The sequence below is a fragment of the Kribbella sp. NPDC055071 genome, from assembly GCF_053608045.1.
Genome location: NZ_JBSGUS010000003.1, coordinates 249,918 through 267,377 on the forward strand (window position 1 = coordinate 249,918; position 17,460 = coordinate 267,377).

Below are 17,460 nucleotides of genomic sequence, written 5' to 3' on the forward strand. Positions count from 1 at the left end.
ATCAGCCGAAGCTGGACAGTTTGGACTGATGGGTTTATGTTGGCTGCATGATCTCTGCCTCGGCGGTACAAGCGGCCAATCAGCTGCGCGTCGTGTTCGGGCGGACCAAGCGGCGGCTGAAGGAGCTGGCCGAGCAGGACGACCTCACGCCCTCGCAGTCGTCGGTGCTGAGCCGGATCGACAAGGGCGGGCCGGCGTCGGCCAGCGAGTTGGCGACCGCCGAGCGGGTCCGGCCGCAGTCGATGGCCGCGATCCTTGCCGCTCTGCGCGCGGCGGACCTGATCCAGCGCCACCCGGATCCGCAGGACGGTCGCCGGCAGGTGGTCTCGCTGACCACCGCCGGTCGGCATCGCATCCAGGGCGACCGTAAGGTTCAGCAGGAGTGGCTCGGCCAGACTCTGCAGGATCACTGCACCGAGGACGAGCGCCAGACGATCTTGACGGCGTTGGCTCTGGTGGATCGCGCGCTCGAGGCGGCGACCTCCCGGTGACGCCAGACCCGGCGAAGTTCGATCGCCGGCTGATCGCGCCGATGGTGATCGGCGGGATCCTCAACCCGATCAACTCGTCGATGCTCGCCGTCGCGCTGATTCCGATCGGCGCGACCTTCGGCGTACCTCCGTCGCAGACGGCGTGGCTGGTCACCGGCCTCTACCTCGCGACAGCCGTCGGCCAGCCGGTCGCCGGTCGCCTGGTCGACCTCTACGGCCCGCGTCCGCTCTACCTGATCGGTACGGCGGTGGTCGGCATCGCGGGCCTGATGGGTGCGCTGGCTCCGAGTCTCGGCGTACTCATCGTGTCCCGGGTGTTACTCGGGTTCGGGACGTCGGCGGCGTACCCGGCCTCGATGTCGCTCATCCGCAGCGAGGCCGACCGGACCAGAATGAGCACCCCAGCCGGGATCCTGAGCCTCCTGTCGATCTCCAACCAGGTGATCGCGGTGATCGGGCCGACCCTCGGTGGCCTGCTGATCGGCCTCGGCGGCTGGCATCTCATCTTCACCATCAACGTTCCGTTGTCGGTGATCTGTGTGATCCTCGGCATGCTGTGGCTGCCGGTGCGTCCGCACAGTCGCGCTGCCGGGCGGCTGGATTACCCAGGCGTCGTCCTGTTCACCGCGACGCTGGTCTCGCTGATGTTGTTCCTGATGCAGCCGCGGGTCTCGCACTGGTACCTGGTGGTGCTCACAGTTGTCATCGGAACGGCGTTCGTCCGCGTGCAATTGCGTGTGGTCGAGCCGTTCATCGATCTGCACGTACTGGGTGGGAACGTTGCGCTGATCGCGACGTACGTCCGCCAAGTGCTGTCGATGGTTGGTTCGTATGCCTTCCTCTACGCCTTTCCGCAATGGCTCGAGGAGGGGCGCGGACTGGGCGCCGCGTCCACTGGACTGCTGATGCTGCCGTTGTCCGTCAGCGCTGTCGTGATCATCGCGATCACCGGCCGCCGGGCCAAGGTCCGGGGCAAACTCATTGCCGGGAGCATCTTCCTCGTGGCGGCCGCGGTTGCACCACAGTTCGTCGACGGGCGGACCGCGTTCGTCCTGCTGGCGCTGGTCGGTGCCCTGGCCGGCCTGTCCCAGGGCCTGAGCGCGCTCGCCAACCAGAACGCCCTGTATCACCAGGCGGATCCGGCCCGGATCGGATCGTCGGCCGGCCTGCTGCGGACGTGCGGGTACCTCGGTGCCCTGATCGCTGCCGCGGCGAATGCCCAGTTCTTCCGGCACGGTGCTACCACGGCCGGCCTGCACGAGCTTTCGTTGTTCCTGCTCGCGCTTGCCTGTCTGCTCGTGCTGGTCACGGTCCTGGACCGATCGCTGGTCCGGATCGGCTCCACCCACCCCAACTGAGAGGTTCTGTCGTGCCCGTCACCACTCTTGACCCGAAGACCGCGCTCGTGGTCATCGACCTGCAGAACGCCGTCGCCGCGCTCCCCGGCGAACCGCATTCGACCGCTGACGTGATCGAGCGTACGGCGGAGCTCGTCGACGCCTTCCACAAGCGCAACCTCCCCGTCGTGCTCGTCCGGGTCAGCTTCAGCGCCGACGGATCGGACCGGCCGACCGGGCGGACCGAACAGCAAATGAGTTCGACCGCGACACCGCCCGCCAACGGATCCGAGATCGTCGACCGGCTGGCCGGTCACTCCGACGACATCATCGTCACCAAGCGGAACTGGGGCGCGTTCCACGGCACCGATCTCGACGTCCACCTGCGCCGCCGCGGCATTACCCAGATCGTCCTGACCGGCGTCGCGACGAGCATCGGTGTCGAGTCGACCGCCCGCGCAGCCTTCGAGCACGGCTACCACGTAACCCTGGCAACCGACGCCATGACCGACCTCTCCGCCGACTCCCACGAACACTCGCTGACCCGCATCTTCCCGCGCCTCGGCGAAACCGGCGCCACCGCAGACATCATCAACCTGCTGGGCTGAGCGACTGGGCCGAGCACCTTTGTCAGCCGGGACGATGTGCGCGGCGGCAGTTGCTGGCTATCGTCGTCGGTAGCTCAGCCTGAGGAGGCAGTATGTCGCTCACCGATCGCGAACAGTCCGAGATCGACGAGGCCAATGCATCCGGTCGGCAGACCGTGGTCTTCGTCCACGGTCTGTGGTTGCTGTCGAGCAGTTGGGACCGTTGGCGCCGGCTGTTCGAGGAGAACGGCTACAGCACTATTGCCCCCGGTTGGCCGGACGACCCGGAGACCGTGGCCGAGGCGCGCGAGCATCCTGAGGTGTTCGCGCACAAGATGGTCCAGGCCGTCACCGACCACTACCTTGACGCGATCGGCCGGCTCCAGACCAAGCCTGCGATCGTCGGCCACTCCTTCGGTGGGCTGATCGTGCAGAAGCTCGCGGGCGAAGGAGTGTCGGCGGTGACGGTGTCGATCGACCCCGCGCCGGGCCGGGGTGTGCTGCCGCTGCCGCCGTCGGCGCTGAAGTCCGGCTCGCCGGTCCTGGGGAACCCGGCGAACGCGCGCCGGGCGGTCACGCTGACCTTCGACGAGTTCAGCTACGGCTGGGCCAACGCCCTCGACGAGGCCGAAGCCCGCCAGTTGTACGACGAGTTCCACGTCGCGGCGTCCGGCGTACCGATCTTCCAGGCCGCGGTCGCGAACCTCAATCCGTTCAGCGAGACGAAGGTCGACTTCACCGCCGAGGACCGCGGGCCGATCCTGATCATCTCCGGCGAGAAGGACCACACGGTCCCGCACGCCATCTCGCACGCGGCGTACAAGAAGCACAGCAAGAACCAGGCGGTCACCGAGTTCGCCGAGATCCCGGGGCGCGGGCACTCGTTGGTCATCGACCACGGCTGGGAAGAGGTCGCGCGGACCGCGCTCGAGTTCATCCGCAAGAACGCCCCGGCCGCCGCAGCCGGCCACTGACGGCTGGGCTGACCGCAGGCTGGCGGCTGGGCTGATGGTGGGCTGACGGCGGGCTGAGCAGGAGCCGCGGGGGAGTTGTCCCCGCGGCCCCTGCGTCGGGTCACTCCCAGCTCAGGCCGCTGGAGGACTGGTATTCGATCACTCGGGTTTCGAAGAAGTTCTTCTCCTTCTTGAGGTCCATCACCTCTGACATCCAGCCGAACGGGTTCCGGGTCTCGCCGAAGATCGGCGCGATCCCGATCTGCTCGGCGCGACGGTCGGTGATGAAGTGCATGTACTGCTCACACAGCTCCGCGGTGAGGCCGAGCATCCCGTTCGGCATGGTCGAGCGCCCGTACGCGACCTCCAGTTCGCACGCCTCGGTGAGCATCTGCCGGACCTCGGCCTGGAAGTCGGCCGTCCACAGGTGCGGATTCTCCTGCTTGATCTGGTTGATGCAGTCGATGCCGAAGTTCAGGTGGATCGACTCGTCGCGCAGGATGTACTGATACTGCTCGGCGATACCGACCATCTTGTTCCGCCGGCCGAGCGAGAGGATCTGCGCGAACCCGGTGTAGAACCACATCCCCTCGAAGACCACGTAGAACGCGATCAGGTCACGCAGGAACGCGGTGTCGGACTCCGGCGTACCGGTCCGGAAATCGGGATCCTCCAGGTGCTGGGTGTATTTCAGTGCCCAGGCGTCCTTGTCCGAGATCGACGGAACCTCGCGGTACATGTTGAACAACTCGCCCTCGTCCAGGCCGAGCGAGGTACAGATGTACTGGAAGGTGTGCGTGTGCACGGCCTCCTCGAACGCCTGGCGCAACAGATACTGCCGGCACTCGGGGTTGGTGAGCTGTCGGTAGACGGCCAGGACGATGTTGTTCGCGACCAGGGACTCCGCGGTCGCGAAGAAGCCGAGGTTGCGCTTCAGCATCAGCCGCTCGTCCTCGGTCAGACCGTCGCGTGACTTCCACAGCGAGATGTCGGCCTGCATCGACACCTCGGTCGGCATCCAGTGGTTGTTGCAGGCGGCAAGGTATTTGTCCCAGGCCCACTGGTACTTCAACGGCAGCAGTTGGTTGACGTCGGCGCGTGCGTTGATCATCGCCTTGTCGGTGACCTCGACGCGCGAGGCGCCGACGGTGATCTCACCCAGTCCGGTGGTCGTCACTGGCAGGCCTCGCAATCGGGATCGTCGATGGAGCAGACGGCTCCGGTCGGCTCGGGCAGGGGCAGGTCGACCGGCACCGGGGGAGCGGGCACTGCTACGGGCACTGACACGGGTACGGCGTTCAGCCGGCCGTCGGTCCCCTTCAGTGTCGACTTCTCCACATGCGTCGCCGACTGCGAACGCAGGTAGTACGTCGTCTTGAGGCCGTACCGCCACGCGGACCGGTACAGCTCGTCGAGCGCGCGACCCGACGGGGCCGCCATGTAGAGGTTCAGCGATTGGGCCTGGTCGATCCACTTCTGCCGGCGCGATGCGGCCTTCACCAGCCACAATGGGTCGATCTCGAACGCGGTCGCATACAGCTCGCGCAGGTCGGCCGGGATCCGCTCGATGCCGGCCAGGACGCCGTCGTGGTACTTCAGGTCGGACACCATCACCTGGTCCCACAGCCCGCGCGCCTTGAGGTCGGCGACGAGGTACGGATTCGCGACGGTGAACTCACCGGACATGTTCGACTTCACGAACAGGTTGGAGTACGCGGGCTCGATCGACTGGCTCACACCGCAGATGTTGGAGATCGTCGCGGTCGGCGCGATCGCCATCACGTTCGAGTTGCGCATGCCGTCGCGCAGCACCTTCTGCCGCAGCACGTCCCAGTCGAGCTGCTTGCCCTCGTCAACGATCACGTCACCGCCGCGTGCGCTCTTGAGCAGCTCGAGCGAGTCGATCGGCAGGATCCCTTGACTCCAGAGCGAACCGTCGTACGTCGAGTAGGTGCCGCGCTCGCCGGCCAGGTCACTGGACGCCTCGATCGCGTGGTAGCTGATCTGCTCCATCGAGCTGTCCGCGAACTCGACCGCAGCATCCGACGAGTACGGGATCCGCAGCGAGAACAGCGCGTCGGCGAAGCCCATCAGGCCGAGGCCGACCGGGCGGTGGCGCTGGTTGGCCCGCTCCGACTCGGGGGTGGTGTAGAAGTTCACGTCGATGACGTTGTCGAGCATCCGGACCGCGGTCTTCACCGTGTCGCGGAGCAGGTCCGCGTCCAGACCGTCCTCGGTCAGGTGCGCGACAAGGTTGACCGAGCCCAGGTTGCAGACCGCGGTCTCGTCGACCGTCGTGTTGAGGGTGATCTCGGTGCACAGGTTCGACGAGTGGACGACGCCGTCGTGCTGCTGCGGCGAACGCAGGTTGCACGCGTCCTTGAACGTGATCCACGGGTGCCCGGTCTCGAACAGCACGGTCAGCATCCGGCGCCACAGGTCGACTGCCTTCACCCGCTTGAAGACCCGGATCTCGCCACGGTCGGCAGCCGCCTCGTACGCGGTGTACGCGGTCGCAAACGCTTCGCCGTACAGGTCGTGCAGGTCCGGGACCTCGTTCGGCGAGAAGAGGGTCCAGTCGCCACCGGCCTCGACACGCTGCAGGAACAGGTCCGGCACCCAGTTCGCCGTGTTCATGTCGTGCGTACGACGACGCTCGTCGCCGGTGTTCTTCCGCAGGTCGAGAAACTCCTCGATATCGACGTGCCAGGTCTCCAGATACGCACAAACCGCGCCCTTACGTCTTCCTCCTTGATTGACTGCTACGGCAGTGTCGTTGGCAACTTTGAGGAAGGGGACGACGCCCTGCGACTCGCCGTTGGTGCCGCGGATGTGCGCACCGATGCCGCGGACCGGAGTCCAGTCGTTGCCGAGTCCACCGGAGTACTTCGCGAGCAGTGCGTTGTTGCGGATGCCGTTGAAGATGCCGGACAGATCGTCCTCGACCGTGGTGAGGAAGCACGACGACAGCTGCGGTCGCGTCGTACCGGCGTTGAACAGCGTCGGCGTCGACGACATGAAGCGGAACGAGCTGAGCAGCTCGTAGAACTGGATCGCGCGTGCCTCCCGGTCGTCCTCGCGTAGTGCCATCCCCATCGCGACGCGGAGGAAGAACGCCTGCGGGAGCTCGAACCGGACCTTGTCGATGTGGAGCAGGTAGCGGTCGTAGAGCGTCTGCAGGGCGAGGAAGGTGAAGTTCAGGTCGCGCTCGGGGCGGATCGCGGCGGCGAGCCGGTCCAGGTCGAACGTCGCGAGCTCGGGGTCCAGGTGCCCAGCCTCGACACCGACCTGGATGTAGCGCGGGAAGTAGTCGACGTACGCCTCGGTCATGTCGGCCTGGCTGGCCTGCCGAGCCTCGCCGTGCACGCGGCCGAGGGCCTCGCGCCGGATCTGGTCCTGCAGCAGCCGGGAGGCTGCGAAGCTGTACTGCGGCTCGGTCTCGACGTACGACCGGGCGGCCATCACGAGCGCGAGCTCGACCTCGTGCTGCGCGATGCCGTCGTAGCAGGAGCCGAGGGTCTCGTTCAGGATCAGCTCGGGGTCGACCGAGTCGAGGCCCTCCGCCGCCTCGCCGACAATGACGCGCAACCGGTCGACGTCGAGCGGCGTCCGGGTGCCGTCGGCCGCGCGGACGGTCAGCGCCGGCTTCTCGGTGATGCCGGCCGGATCGGCTGGGGTGCGGGCCTTGGTCCGCTCCTCGCGGTACAGGACATATGCACGGGCGACCTGATGCTCACCGGCACGCATGAGCGCCAGCTCGACCTGGTCCTGGATGTCCTCGACCTGGACGCTGCGACGGGCGTCGCCGCGGCTGGTCAGGGCACCCACGACCCGGCCGGTCAGGTCGGCGACCAGGTCACGGACACGGTGGGTGGCGCCGGCCTCGGCGCCCTCGACGGCGAGGAACGCCTTGCTCATGGCGACCGAGATCTTGGTCGGGTCGAACGGGGTGCTGCTGCCGTCGCGGCGGACGACGGTCAGCTCGGTCGACAGGTCTGCCCAGGAATCCGGGCCGGCCTGATCGGCGGCACGGGAGGACGAAGCGATGGTCACAGGTGCTCTCTCCACGGAAGTCACGGAGGTCCTCGACCAGTGCGCGGGCAGGCGCACGGCGTCACGGCCGAACCGGCCGGGAACACTGCCGTCACGCCCTGCGACCCACCCGCGAGGTCTCGGACCGCGCGCACCGGCGGTGCGCGCGCCGGTGGCAGGTATCCGGACTCGCGGAGGGTCTCCGCTCACCGTTGCGGGGCAGCTCCGGAGTTTCACCGGATTCCCCTGTTGCCTCGGAATGACCCACATGTTGTGGTGCCGACCACTCCGAACCACCAGCACTAGTGATGCTAGGACCTCGCGCCGACAATTCCCGGCATCGCCACGCCGAGCCGCGCGTGTCGCGGCGTGTCGCGCCGCCGGTCGGTCCAGGGGTCGCTCCTGGGGCGGGTCCTCACGCGGCGACCGCATACAGATCCTGCAGCGTCATGATCTCCGAGCCGTGATGAATCAGCTCGCGATTCAGCCTGAGGACGACGTGCCCGAACGGCTCGCCCGCGTCCAACTCGGTCGCCTGGCTGAGGCCGACCGTCATCGCCTGATCCTCGTCGAGGGCGGCGATCGATTCCTGCCACGCATCGACCCAATGGGTCAGCCAGGCGACCGCATCCCGCGCGTTGCCGTGCAGCGTGATGTCGGCACGTCCCTGCCGGCTGGCGCCGAAGGTCCACTCCCAGCGCTCGAAGAAGGTCTCGGTCAGGTGGGCGATCAGCCAGGCGATCGTGCGAGGACCGCGATGGTCCGGTTCGTCCGGCCACTGCGCCACCCACTCGCCGGTCCCCAGTGATCGGAACCGGCCGGCGTATTGCCGTCGTACGACGGTCAGGGCCTCGCTGCTCGGACGCCAGAAGTACTGCTCGTCGGTCAGTTGGGCGAGTCGACCGGACAACACCATCCAGCTGAAGCCGAGCTGGCCGCGCACCATCGCCATCGCGGATGGGCGGTGCAGGATGTCCCAGTCGAACGGCTCCGGCATCACGGTCCTCACGCTCCCCGTCTCAATGATTGAGCTCACCGTCCGGGCGTCCCTATTTGGCGACGCGATCGAACATGTGTTCGAATCATGTCCTGACGGGAAGGGGAAAGTCAATGCGGATGGTGTGTTGGTTCTGGCCTCGACGGGACTGGTCTGCTAGGCGGTTCGATGCGCGTATCGGCGGCCGGGCTGGCGAAGCGGCGTTCGAGCAGGGTGAAGGCGTCGATCAGCTCGGGGGCTTCGTAGACACGGTTGCGGCGCCCGTCGGTGACTTCGCGCAGGACCCTCGTTTCGACCAATCGCGCAAGCCCTTGGTTGGCGGCTTGCTGAGATCGGTCGATGAGCTGCGCGGCGGCCGCGAGCGTCAGTACGGGCGCCGCCGGCAGCGACTCGATCAGCAGGTCGACCGCGGATCCGGCCCGGACTGGAGCCGCTCGGTCGCGCCACGCGGTCTTGAGATCGGTCGCGGTCTGTTCGAAGCGGGCCGCCTCCGCGGTGGCGTGGCTGCAGGCCATGGCGAACAACCGGAGCCACGGATTCGCGGCCGTGCGGGCCTTGGTCGTGGTCGGGCGTCCGACGTACCGGAAGGCGGTGAGTGCCTCGACGTACTGCGCGGCGTGGGTGGCGAGCGACAGCGACACCGGTGGCACGGTTCGTGAGACGAGTCCGTCGGCCCGCAGGATCATGTGGATCAGGGCACGCCCGGTCCGACCGTTGCCATCGGCAAATGGATGGATGGTCTCGATCTGCGCGTGGGCGATCGCGGTCTTGGCGAGCACGGGCAGCGGGGACTGGCGGACGAACGTCATCAGGTCGGTCAGGAGGTCAGGGACCAGCTGGGCCGGCGGTGGGACGTAGTACGCCTCGGCGGGAGAGCGGCCACCGATCCAGTTCTGCAGGTAGCGGACCTTCCCACCGAACTCTGGTGTCGGGGACTGTGCCATCAGCCGGCGGTGCGCCTCGAGCAAGTGGTCGAGCTCGAGCTTGTCGCCGGCCTGGACGGACTCCGTCACCCACGTCATCGCGTCGACCGCGCCGAGCACCTCCTCGGCGGTTAGATCACCAGGCCCGCTGGTGGTGCGATCGCGGAGTACGTCGGCCTTGAGTAGTCGGCGCGCGCCGACCACGAGACCCTCGATCTGCGACGACCCGACGGCTTCGGCGCGCAGGAGGAGCCGCGCGAGCGCCTCGCTGTTCGTCAGGACCGCGGCGGTCGCGTCCAGCCGGGCCAGATCGCCGGCGGCGTCTTCCAGCGCGGCGAGGACGTCGTCGCTCAGGTCGAACTCGCGGCCGACGAGTGGGTCCGGGAAGTACAGCTCGTACGACCCGCCCAGCCGCTCCGCCCGGGTGAACCCGTCCGGGTGCCCAGGCCACCGATGCAACTCGACCCGTGCCATACCCTTATTCAAGCTTAGTTCTCAACCTTGAACAAGGGTGGCGTCCAAGTAACCCTGCGACCGTTCACCACGCGCCATCGAAACGCGGCAGAATCAGCATCCTGCCCGGACTGTGCACCAATGTCACACACCGGCCGACACGGAAGGACTGGCGATGACCGACACCGAGCCGCAGGACGAGCAGTCAGGCCTGCTGCACACTCGGCGAACACCTCCCACACCGCCACCACGAGGCAACCGAAGACGTCACGAAGGCCGAAGAAGAAGTCGACTTCGACCTGGACACCGACTCGGGTCATCCCCACCTCCACCACCCCGACGGCAACACCTTCGATCAAACCAAAGACATCTCCTACGGCAACCTCCCCGACGAGTAAGCGGGGCCGTTCCCGCACCGGCAGGCGACGACGCGCGTCGTGCGCTTGGGCTGGATGCGCGGGCCGCGCCGGCCGAGGGGCGTCCCGCCGGCGCCGCGCCGGCTGACAGGCGTCCCCGCCGGTGGGCCTAAGGGGCTTTGGTTGTGGCGAGGGGGTTGGGGGTCGGGGCGGTGGGGGTTTTGGTGAGGAGGGTTATGAGGGCTACGAGGATGAGCATGACGGTCAGGGTGGACCACGTGGCGGTTGTGGCGGCGGTTGCGTAGTGGGCTCGGTCTGTGTGAGGACCTAGGGCGGCGAAGAAGGCGGTGCCGATGATCGCGATGCCGGTGACGTTGGCGAACTGTTGGGTGGTGGAGAGGAGGCCGGCGGCTGCGCCGGACTGGGTGGGGCGTACGTGGGTCATCGGCGTACCGATGAGGGACGGCAGGATGAGGCCGTTGCCCAGGCCGATGATGGCGAAGGCGGCGATCAGCCACCAGGCGGTGATGTGGCCGCCCAGGGTTTGGAGGGCGACGGCTTCCAGGAGGGTTCCGGCTGCGCTGATCAGGCCGCCCGCCACCAGGATGCGGGTTCCCGCTCGAGCGAGCAGCCGGCGGCTGAGGAGCGCAGCGGCGATGGCGAGCACGGCCATCGGCAGGAAGGCCGCGCCGGCTTGTAGTGCGGTCAGGCCCAGGCCGTCCTGCAACGTCAGGCTCAGCACGAAGATCGAGCTGCCGAACGCGACCATGAAGGCCGCGTTGACCGCGAGACCCAACCCGAAGCCGTGGTTGGCGAACAGGCCGAGGTCGACGAGCGGCGCTCGGCCGGTGCGGGCCAGTCGGCGCTCCCAGGCCAGTGCGGCCGACATCGCCGGCACCGAAGCGATCAGCAGGATCCACGCCCACGCCGGCCAACCGACGGCGCGGCCGATGATCAGCGGTACCAAGGCCAGCGCGAGCGAGCCGGAGACGGCCAGTACGCCGATGCCGTCGAGCGACGTGTGTCGGCGTGGATCGGTCGTCGGCAGGACTCGCCGGGCGGCGAGGAGGAGGACCGCACCGATTGGCAGGTTGACCAGGAAGACCGGCCGCCAGCCGTAGCCCACCAGCAACAGCCCTCCGAGGATCTGGCCGCAGATTCCGCTGATGCCGCCGATGCTCGCGAACCACGCCAGCGGTCGAGCCCGTTCGCCGGCCTCGTAGTGAGCGGTGATCAGCGCGAGGACCTGAGGAACCATCGCGGCCGCGGCCAGCCCTTGCGCGAAGCGAGCCGCGACCAGTTCGGACGGCGTCAGTGCCGCTGCGCAGAGTCCGGATGCCACGGAGAAACCGGCGATCCCTAGCAGGAAGACCCGGCGGTGGCCGAAGAGGTCTCCCAGTCGGCCGCCGGTCACGACGCCCGCGGCGTACGCGAAGACGTACGCGCCGACGACCAGCTCCAGGGCGGCCGGTCCGGCGCCGAGGTCGTGACGCAGCGCCGGCAAGGCGACGTTGACCACGTTGCCGTCGAATCCGTACATGAAGAACGCGCCGAGGAGCACCGGCAGCATCAGCCGGTTCCGGGTGCCGAGCATCCGTGTCTCCATCCGTCGAGACTCATCGATCATGTCGATGATTATCGAACAGTACGATGATCATCGACGGTTGACAAGCGTCGACCGTTGATGGGTATCGAACTAAGGTGGAGGTATGAACAGCGAGGTCATCGGCGACAGAAACCTGCCCGTGGCGGAGTTCCGCCTGCCCAAGGTGCTCACGGCGCTCGGGGATCCTGCGCGGCTCGCGGCGGTCAGGACGCTGGCGGGGATGGACAGCTCACCGTGCAACGAGCTCTACCACGCGGCCGGCCTGACGATCAGCCGCTCGACGTTCTCGCACCATCAGAAGATCCTGCGCGAGGCCGGGGTGATCAGCGAACGCATCCACGGCGCCCAACGCATTCTGGCCCTCCGTCGCGACGACCTCGATGCCTGCTTCCCGGGCCTACTCGACGCGGTCCTGACAACCTCCGACGTGCTGGCCGGGCGCTGACCTGGCGGTCAGCCTCGGCGGACTGGATTCGACGGAGGTTGCAAGGCGGGGCTCAGCGTTTGCGGGGGCCTCGGAAGGCTACGTAGAGGATGGAGACTCCGGCAGCGGCGACGATGGGGCCGACGATGGCCCAGAAGGAGCTGCCGGTCATGGAGCTGCCTTTGAGGTAGCCGAGGCCTTGGAACGTCCAGATCGCGCCGATGGCCAGCACGAGGATGCCGAAGGCGATGGCGACGATCTTTCCCATGGGGTGAGGTTAGCCGAGGAGCTCGTCGCAGAGGGATACGAGTTGGTGGCGGAGCGGGCGGGCGCGGTCGGCGAAGGTTCGTTGGGCGGCGGCGTACTCGGCTTTGCCGGCCGGCGTTTCGATCGGGACCGGCTCGTAGCCCAAGGCCGCGAGGTCGTACGGCGAGGCGCGCATGTCGAGGGTGCGGATGTCGCGGGCCAGCTCGAAGCAGTCCAGGAGCAACGAGCTCGGGACGAACGGCATCAGTTTGCCGGCCCACTTGTAGAGGTCCATGTTGGCGTGCAGGCAGCCGCCTTGTTCCATGGACGGTTGGGACTCGCGGGTCGGCTGCAGCACGTTCAGCGGGCGGGCGTCGGCGGTGAAGAAGCGGAACGCGTCGAAGTGGGAGCACGCGATCTTGTGCGACTCGACCACCTGATCGGTGCCCGCGGCACCCAATCGCAGGGGCCACTTCTCATGCCGTACGGCGGAAGCCCGGTAGACCATCGCCCATTCGTGCAGCCCGAAACAACCGAACTGTGGTTGGCGATCCAGCGTCGCGGCCAACAACCGGCGGATCCACCGGATGCTGTCCGCCCGCCGCGAGATCTCGGCCGGATCCAGGATGGCGGCGCCGTCGGCAAAGACGTATCCCCGGCGCCCGTCGTACTGGACCGCGGAGAGCAGCCGCACGCCCGGGCCGGGGTGCCAGCTGCGGAGCTGGTTCGGCCGGGTCGGGTAGTAGGTGAAGAGGAAGTCCTCGACGGGATGTTTCTCGCGCCGCTGCTTGCGGGCGAGATGACCCGCGGTCAAAGCGTCGACGCGAGTCGCGTGCGCGGCGGCCAGGCTCCGCCACTCGGCGGGCTCGAGCGCGACGAGGACCGGGGAGGCGGGTGCAGTAGTCACAGGTCCAGGGCGAAGGCCCACAGGTCGACGCCGGCGATGGGGGACCAATCGCGTTCGGGGAGGCGGGTGAAGCCGAGCCGTTCGTACATGCGGTGGGCCGTCTTCATGTAGACCGCGCTGCACAGGACCACCCGGCCGAGACCCAACTCCCGTGTCCGGTCGATGCATTGCACGCTCAACGCCGTGCCGATCCCCAGCCCGCGCGCGCGTCCGGCAACCCCGAGCATCCGGAACTCGCCCTCGTCGTCCAGCCCGATCTCTCGGTACACAGAGCCAGGCGGACAGTAAGTAACAGTGCCAAGCAGCCCGGACGAGTCGGCCGCGACCCACAGCTCGGCTTTCGCGGCCCGATCGGCCGCGGCACGGAGAGTCTTCGCATACTCACCCCGGACGAAACCGTCGTGCGAATAGGCGTCCACGGTCAGCTCGCCGACCGCGTCGTACTCGTCGGGACGGGCCAGGCGGAGATCAGTTGTCACCGGATAACTGTCTCATTCGACGCCGACGGTAGGCTCGGCCCGTGCGTATCGCCAGATTCTCCGTCGACGACGAACCGAAGTACGGCGTTGTCGAGACCGACGACCCCGAGGGTCTCGTCGGGACCGTCGCTGTGCTCGACTCGGATCCGCTCTACCGACCGGTCCAGTTCACCGGCGAACAGCTGCAACTGGCCGACGTCCGGCTGCTCGCGCCGGTGATCCCGCGCAGCAAGGTGGTCTGCGTCGGCCGCAACTACGCCGCGCACGCGCAGGAGCTGGGCAACGAGGTCCCCAAGGAGCCGTTGATCTTCCTGAAGCCGAACACGAGCGTGATCGGCCCGCGGGACGGCATCGTCTACCCGGAGCAGACCAACGACCTGAACTTCGAGGGTGAGCTCGCGATCATCATTGGCCGGATCTGCCGCGATCTGCCCAAGGAGCGGGCCGAGGAAGTGATCTTCGGCTACACGATCGCGAACGACGTGACCGCGCGGGATCTGCAGAAGAGCGACGGGCAGTGGGCCCGGGCGAAGGGGTACGACACGTTCTGCCCGCTCGGTCCGTGGATCACCACCGACCTCGACCCGGCCGACATCCGCGTCTCGACCGAGCTGAACGGCGAGCCGAAGCAGGACGGGCGGACGTCGCAGTTCATCTTCGACATCCCGGAGGTGCTGGCCTACATCACCTCCTTCACCACCCTGCTGCCCGGCGACGTGGTGCTCACCGGCACCCCGGCCGGCGTCGGCCCGATGCTGCCCGGCGACGAGGTCGCGGTCAGCATCGAAGGAATCGGAACTCTGACGAACAAGGTGATCGTGCGTGACTGACCGGGCTAGTGACGATGTGCTGGGCGACCTCGAGCCGAGCAAGGTCCGGGTGCGGTTCCCACCGTCGCCGACCGGGCTGCTGACCGTCGGCAACATCCGCAGTGCCCTGTTCAACTGGGCCTTCGCCCGCCACTACGGCGGCAAGCTGGTGCTCCGCATCGAGGACACCGACCAGGCCCGCAACACCGACGAGGGCTACCAGTACACCTACGACTCGCTGCGTTGGCTCGGCCTGCTCTGGGACGAGGGTCCCGAGGTCGGCGGCGAGTTCGGGCCGTACCTGCAGTCCGAGCGGATGGAGATCTACGCCGATGTCGTCGCCAAGCTGCTCGCCGCGGGCAAGGCGTACCACTGCTACTGCTCGCAGGAGGAGCTCGACCAGCGGCGCGAGGCCGCGCGGACGGCCGGCGAGCACAGCGGGTACGACGGACATTGCCGTGTCCTCACCGACGAGCAGGTCAAGGCGTACGTCGAGGAAGGCCGGCGTCCCGTGGTCCGGCTGCGGATGCCGGACCGGCCGATCGTGTTCGACGACCTGGTCCGTGGCGAGATCACGTTCCTGCCGGAGAACCTGGGCGACTACGTCCTGGTCCGCGCGAACGGGTACCCGCTGTACCCGCTGGTGAACCCGGTCGACGACGCGCTGATGGAGATCACCCACGTGCTGCGCGGCGAGGACCTGCTCCCGTCGACGCCACGGCAGATCGCTCTGTACGAGGCGTTGGCCGACATCGGCATCGGCTCCGGCCGGACGCCTCGGTTCGGGCACCTGCCGTTCGTGATGGGGGAGGGCAACAAGCGACTCTCCAAGCGGGACAAGGGCTCCGGCCTCGGCGAGTACATGGAGCGTGGCTTCCTGCCGGAAGGCCTGCTGAACTACCTGGCCCTGCTCGGGTGGTCGATCGCGGACGACCGCGACGTGTTCACGATGGCCGAGATGATCGAGGCCTTCGACATCCGCAAGGTGAACTCGAACTCGGCGCGGTTCGATCCGAAGAAGTGTGAGGCGATCAACGCCGCGCACATGCGGATGCTGCCGCCGGAGGAGTTCGGCACCCGGATGATCCCGTTCCTGGCCAAGGCAGGCGTGCTCCCGGCCGAGCCGTCGGCCGACCAGATCGCGCTGCTGCAGGCCGCCGTACCGCTGGTGCAGGAGCGGATGAACACGCTGTCCGAGTCCGTCGACATGGTCGGGTTCCTGTTCGTCGACGACGACACGTTCACCATCGACCCGGACGCCGCGGCGAAGGTGCTGACCGGCGACGCGGGCACTGTGCTGGAGGCGACCGCCAAGGCGCTCGCGGACGTCGAGTGGAACACCGAGGCGATCGAGGCGGCCCTGCGGGCTTCGCTGATCGACGGTCTCGGGCTGAAGCCGAAGAACGCGTTCGGCCCGGTCCGGGTGGCGATCTCCGGGCGCCGGATCTCGCCGCCGCTGTTCGAGTCGCTGGAACTACTCGGGCGGGAGAAGTCTCTGCGCCGGCTCGAGCTGGCCCGCCGTACGGCGTCATGACTGCGCCGGAACGCACCGACGCGGGCGCTCCGACGTACGAACGGCTGCTGCGGAACACCGATGTCCCACGCGCCTTCGTCGTCCTCGGGGCGCTGACGATCCTGGTCGGGTGGATGATCGCCAGCCTGATCATCCTCGGCATCCAGCAGAGCATCCGGAAGGATCCCGACGGCACGATCTCGTGGCTCGGTTTGCTGGCGACGAACCTGTCGCTGGTCGTCCTGATTCCGCTGAGCATGCTGATCGCGCAGAAGCTCAACCGGCAGGCGCCCGGTCTGCTGTCCTCGGTGGTCGGCCGGCTGCGCTGGCGTCCGCTGGCCTGGTTCGCGGCGGCCGCCATCGCGCTCGAGCTGGTGATGCTCCTGGTGATCCAGGTCGGCAACATTCAGCTCGCCGGGGCCGAACGCCACGGCGGTGGTGCCGCGCCGGACGCGGCCGCGGTGATCGCGGTCACGATGCTGACCTCGACGTTCCAGGCTGCGGGGGAGGAGTACTTCTTCCGCGGCTACCTGTTGCAGGCGGTCGGAGCGCTGGTCCGGAGCTCGATCATCTCGATCCTGGTCACGACGCTGCTGTTCACGATGGCACACGGGATCTGGCCGTGGCAGAGCCCGGCGTTGTTCCTGGACCGGTTCGCGTTCGGGCTGGTCGCCGCGATCCTGGTCATTCGGACCGGCGGGCTCGAGGCGTCGATCGCGGCCCATGCGGCGAACAACGTGGTCACGTTCGTCTTCGCGGCCATGACCGACAGCGTCGGCGCGAGCCTCGGTGTGAAGGATGCGCCGTGGGGTCTGGTGACGGTCGACGTGGTCAAGTTCGTGGCGTTCGGTGCGATCGCGTTGCTGATCGCGCGGCGCCTCAAACTCGAGACCGTGTCGGTGCTGCCACTGACCGGGGCGTCGCCACCCGGCACGAGGCTGGTGTGACGGGAGTGACAACCCGCGGCGGCCGACCCGTTTTGGTGTCCGGGCCTCCGCTCGGGTACTCTCTTCGAGCCAGGTTGTGAGGGCGGAGACGCCGTCAGAACCGTAGTGAAATGCCTTGGGGTATGGGGTAATTGGCAGCCCGTCTGATTCTGGTTCAGTTAGTCTAGGTTCGAGTCCTAGTACCCCAGCGGATTGGACCGCACCGATGGAAATCGGTAGAGTTCAACCTCGTTGCCCGGCCCGGAAGGGTCGGCCGACACACCTCTGGCCCCGTTGTGTAGCGGCCTAGCACGCCGCCCTCTCAAGGCGGTAGCGCGGGTTCGAATCCCGTCGGGGCTACCAGAGAACCGAAGGCCCTCATCCATCCGGATGAGGGCCTTCGTCGTCTGCCGGGAGTCAT

Annotated in this window: 16 protein-coding genes, 2 tRNA genes and 1 riboswitch; of the genes, 10 read left to right on the top strand and 8 right to left on the bottom strand. The window is 67.6% G+C overall.

Going from position 1 to position 17,460, the window contains the following annotated elements; all coding sequences use genetic code 11:
* Window positions 1–47: 47 nt before the first annotated feature.
* From ACWF4Z_RS07810 to ACWF4Z_RS07825, 4 genes are all read left to right on the top strand, one after another.
* Window positions 48–491 (top strand): MarR family winged helix-turn-helix transcriptional regulator, encoded by a 444-nt coding sequence (locus ACWF4Z_RS07810; protein WP_452242185.1) that lies wholly within the window; start codon window positions 48–50, stop codon window positions 489–491.
* Window positions 488–1,849: an MFS transporter gene (locus tag ACWF4Z_RS07815; protein ID WP_452242186.1), complete on the top strand. Its 1,362-nt coding sequence runs from the start codon at window positions 488–490 to the stop codon at window positions 1,847–1,849. The genes ACWF4Z_RS07810 and ACWF4Z_RS07815 overlap by 4 nt, the downstream gene beginning before the upstream one ends.
* An 11-nt stretch (window positions 1,850–1,860) precedes the next feature.
* Window positions 1,861–2,436, top strand: coding sequence for an isochorismatase family protein (locus ACWF4Z_RS07820; RefSeq protein ID WP_452242187.1), 576 nt, complete (start codon window positions 1,861–1,863; stop codon window positions 2,434–2,436).
* 92 nt (window positions 2,437–2,528) lie between these two features.
* On the top strand, window positions 2,529–3,389 hold the full coding sequence (locus ACWF4Z_RS07825) for an alpha/beta hydrolase (RefSeq protein ID WP_452242188.1): 861 nt from the start codon (window positions 2,529–2,531) through the stop codon (window positions 3,387–3,389).
* 100 nt (window positions 3,390–3,489) lie between these two features.
* Here ACWF4Z_RS07825 and ACWF4Z_RS07830 read toward each other — a convergent pair whose 3' ends face one another.
* The 5 genes from ACWF4Z_RS07830 to ACWF4Z_RS07850 form a co-directional block, all read right to left on the bottom strand.
* The gene (locus ACWF4Z_RS07830; RefSeq protein ID WP_452242189.1) at window positions 3,490–4,545 is read right to left on the bottom strand and encodes a ribonucleotide-diphosphate reductase subunit beta; all 1,056 of its coding nucleotides are present in this window, start codon (window positions 4,543–4,545) and stop codon (window positions 3,490–3,492) included.
* A complete protein-coding gene (locus tag ACWF4Z_RS07835) occupies window positions 4,542–7,415 on the bottom strand; it encodes a ribonucleoside-diphosphate reductase subunit alpha (RefSeq protein WP_452242331.1) in 2,874 nt (957 codons plus the stop codon). Before ACWF4Z_RS07835 ends, ACWF4Z_RS07830 begins: the two co-directional genes overlap by 4 nt.
* A 142-nt stretch (window positions 7,416–7,557) precedes the next feature.
* A riboswitch (cobalamin riboswitch) is annotated at window positions 7,558–7,713 on the bottom strand.
* A 102-nt stretch (window positions 7,714–7,815) separates the two neighbouring features.
* Window positions 7,816–8,436 carry a DinB family protein gene (locus ACWF4Z_RS07840; RefSeq protein ID WP_452242190.1) on the bottom strand — a complete coding sequence of 207 codons (621 nt, stop codon included), beginning with the start codon at window positions 8,434–8,436 and terminating at the stop codon, window positions 7,816–7,818.
* A 71-nt stretch (window positions 8,437–8,507) separates the two neighbouring features.
* Window positions 8,508–9,794 (bottom strand): Fic family protein, encoded by a 1,287-nt coding sequence (locus ACWF4Z_RS07845; RefSeq protein WP_452242191.1) that lies wholly within the window; start codon window positions 9,792–9,794, stop codon window positions 8,508–8,510.
* 504 nt (window positions 9,795–10,298) lie between these two features.
* Window positions 10,299–11,756, bottom strand: a complete 1,458-nt coding sequence (locus ACWF4Z_RS07850) for an MFS transporter (protein ID WP_452242192.1) — start codon at window positions 11,754–11,756, stop codon at window positions 10,299–10,301.
* Between the two features lie 82 nt (window positions 11,757–11,838).
* Here ACWF4Z_RS07850 and ACWF4Z_RS07855 point away from each other — a divergent pair, with 82 nt between their 5' ends.
* Complete coding sequence (locus ACWF4Z_RS07855) at window positions 11,839–12,180, top strand: ArsR/SmtB family transcription factor (RefSeq protein WP_452242193.1); 342 nt, start codon at window positions 11,839–11,841, stop codon at window positions 12,178–12,180.
* Window positions 12,181–12,232: 52 nt separating this feature from the next.
* On the opposite strand, the gene ACWF4Z_RS07860 is transcribed toward ACWF4Z_RS07855, so the two are convergent.
* The 3 genes from ACWF4Z_RS07860 to ACWF4Z_RS07870 are packed head-to-tail and all read right to left on the bottom strand — an operon-like array spanning window position 12,233 to window position 13,791.
* Window positions 12,233–12,427 (bottom strand): hypothetical protein, encoded by a 195-nt coding sequence (locus ACWF4Z_RS07860; RefSeq protein ID WP_452242194.1) that lies wholly within the window; start codon window positions 12,425–12,427, stop codon window positions 12,233–12,235.
* 9 nt (window positions 12,428–12,436) lie between these two features.
* A complete protein-coding gene (locus ACWF4Z_RS07865; RefSeq protein ID WP_452242195.1) occupies window positions 12,437–13,312 on the bottom strand; it encodes a 3-methyladenine DNA glycosylase in 876 nt (291 codons plus the stop codon).
* Complete coding sequence (locus tag ACWF4Z_RS07870; RefSeq protein ID WP_452242196.1) at window positions 13,309–13,791, bottom strand: GNAT family N-acetyltransferase; 483 nt, start codon at window positions 13,789–13,791, stop codon at window positions 13,309–13,311. Before ACWF4Z_RS07870 ends, ACWF4Z_RS07865 begins: the two co-directional genes overlap by 4 nt.
* 41 nt (window positions 13,792–13,832) lie before the next feature.
* Between ACWF4Z_RS07870 and ACWF4Z_RS07875 the strand changes: the two genes are divergently transcribed.
* The 5 genes from ACWF4Z_RS07875 to ACWF4Z_RS07895 all read left to right on the top strand — a co-directional run bounded on the left by ACWF4Z_RS07875 (window position 13,833) and on the right by ACWF4Z_RS07895 (window position 17,402).
* The gene (locus ACWF4Z_RS07875; RefSeq protein WP_452242197.1) at window positions 13,833–14,621 is read left to right on the top strand and encodes a fumarylacetoacetate hydrolase family protein; all 789 of its coding nucleotides are present in this window, start codon (window positions 13,833–13,835) and stop codon (window positions 14,619–14,621) included.
* Window positions 14,614–16,134: a glutamate--tRNA ligase gene (gene gltX, locus ACWF4Z_RS07880; RefSeq protein ID WP_452242198.1), complete on the top strand. Its 1,521-nt coding sequence runs from the start codon at window positions 14,614–14,616 to the stop codon at window positions 16,132–16,134. Before ACWF4Z_RS07875 ends, gltX begins: the two co-directional genes overlap by 8 nt.
* Complete coding sequence (locus tag ACWF4Z_RS07885; protein WP_452242199.1) at window positions 16,131–17,060, top strand: CPBP family intramembrane glutamic endopeptidase; 930 nt, start codon at window positions 16,131–16,133, stop codon at window positions 17,058–17,060. The genes gltX and ACWF4Z_RS07885 overlap by 4 nt, the downstream gene beginning before the upstream one ends.
* A 116-nt stretch (window positions 17,061–17,176) precedes the next feature.
* Window positions 17,177–17,248, top strand: a tRNA-Gln gene (locus ACWF4Z_RS07890).
* Between the two features lie 78 nt (window positions 17,249–17,326).
* Window positions 17,327–17,402, top strand: a tRNA-Glu gene (locus ACWF4Z_RS07895).
* The last annotated feature ends 58 nt before the right edge of the window (window positions 17,403–17,460 follow it).

What these genes read in the sequence shown, in the direction of transcription:
- ACWF4Z_RS07810 (WP_452242185.1), top strand. Translation starts at nt 48, where the DNA reads ATGATCTCTGCCTCGGCGGTACAAGCGGCCAATCAGCTGCGCGTCGTG.
- ACWF4Z_RS07825 (WP_452242188.1), top strand. Translation starts at nt 2,529, where the DNA reads ATGTCGCTCACCGATCGCGAACAGTCCGAGATCGACGAGGCCAATGCA.
- ACWF4Z_RS07845 (WP_452242191.1), bottom strand. Translation starts at nt 9,794, where the DNA reads ATGGCACGGGTCGAGTTGCATCGGTGGCCTGGGCACCCGGACGGGTTC.
- ACWF4Z_RS07850 (WP_452242192.1), bottom strand. Translation starts at nt 11,756, where the DNA reads ATGATCGATGAGTCTCGACGGATGGAGACACGGATGCTCGGCACCCGG.
- ACWF4Z_RS07855 (WP_452242193.1), top strand. Translation starts at nt 11,839, where the DNA reads ATGAACAGCGAGGTCATCGGCGACAGAAACCTGCCCGTGGCGGAGTTC.
- ACWF4Z_RS07860 (WP_452242194.1), bottom strand. Translation starts at nt 12,427, where the DNA reads ATGGGAAAGATCGTCGCCATCGCCTTCGGCATCCTCGTGCTGGCCATC.
- ACWF4Z_RS07885 (WP_452242199.1), top strand. Translation starts at nt 16,131, where the DNA reads ATGACTGCGCCGGAACGCACCGACGCGGGCGCTCCGACGTACGAACGG.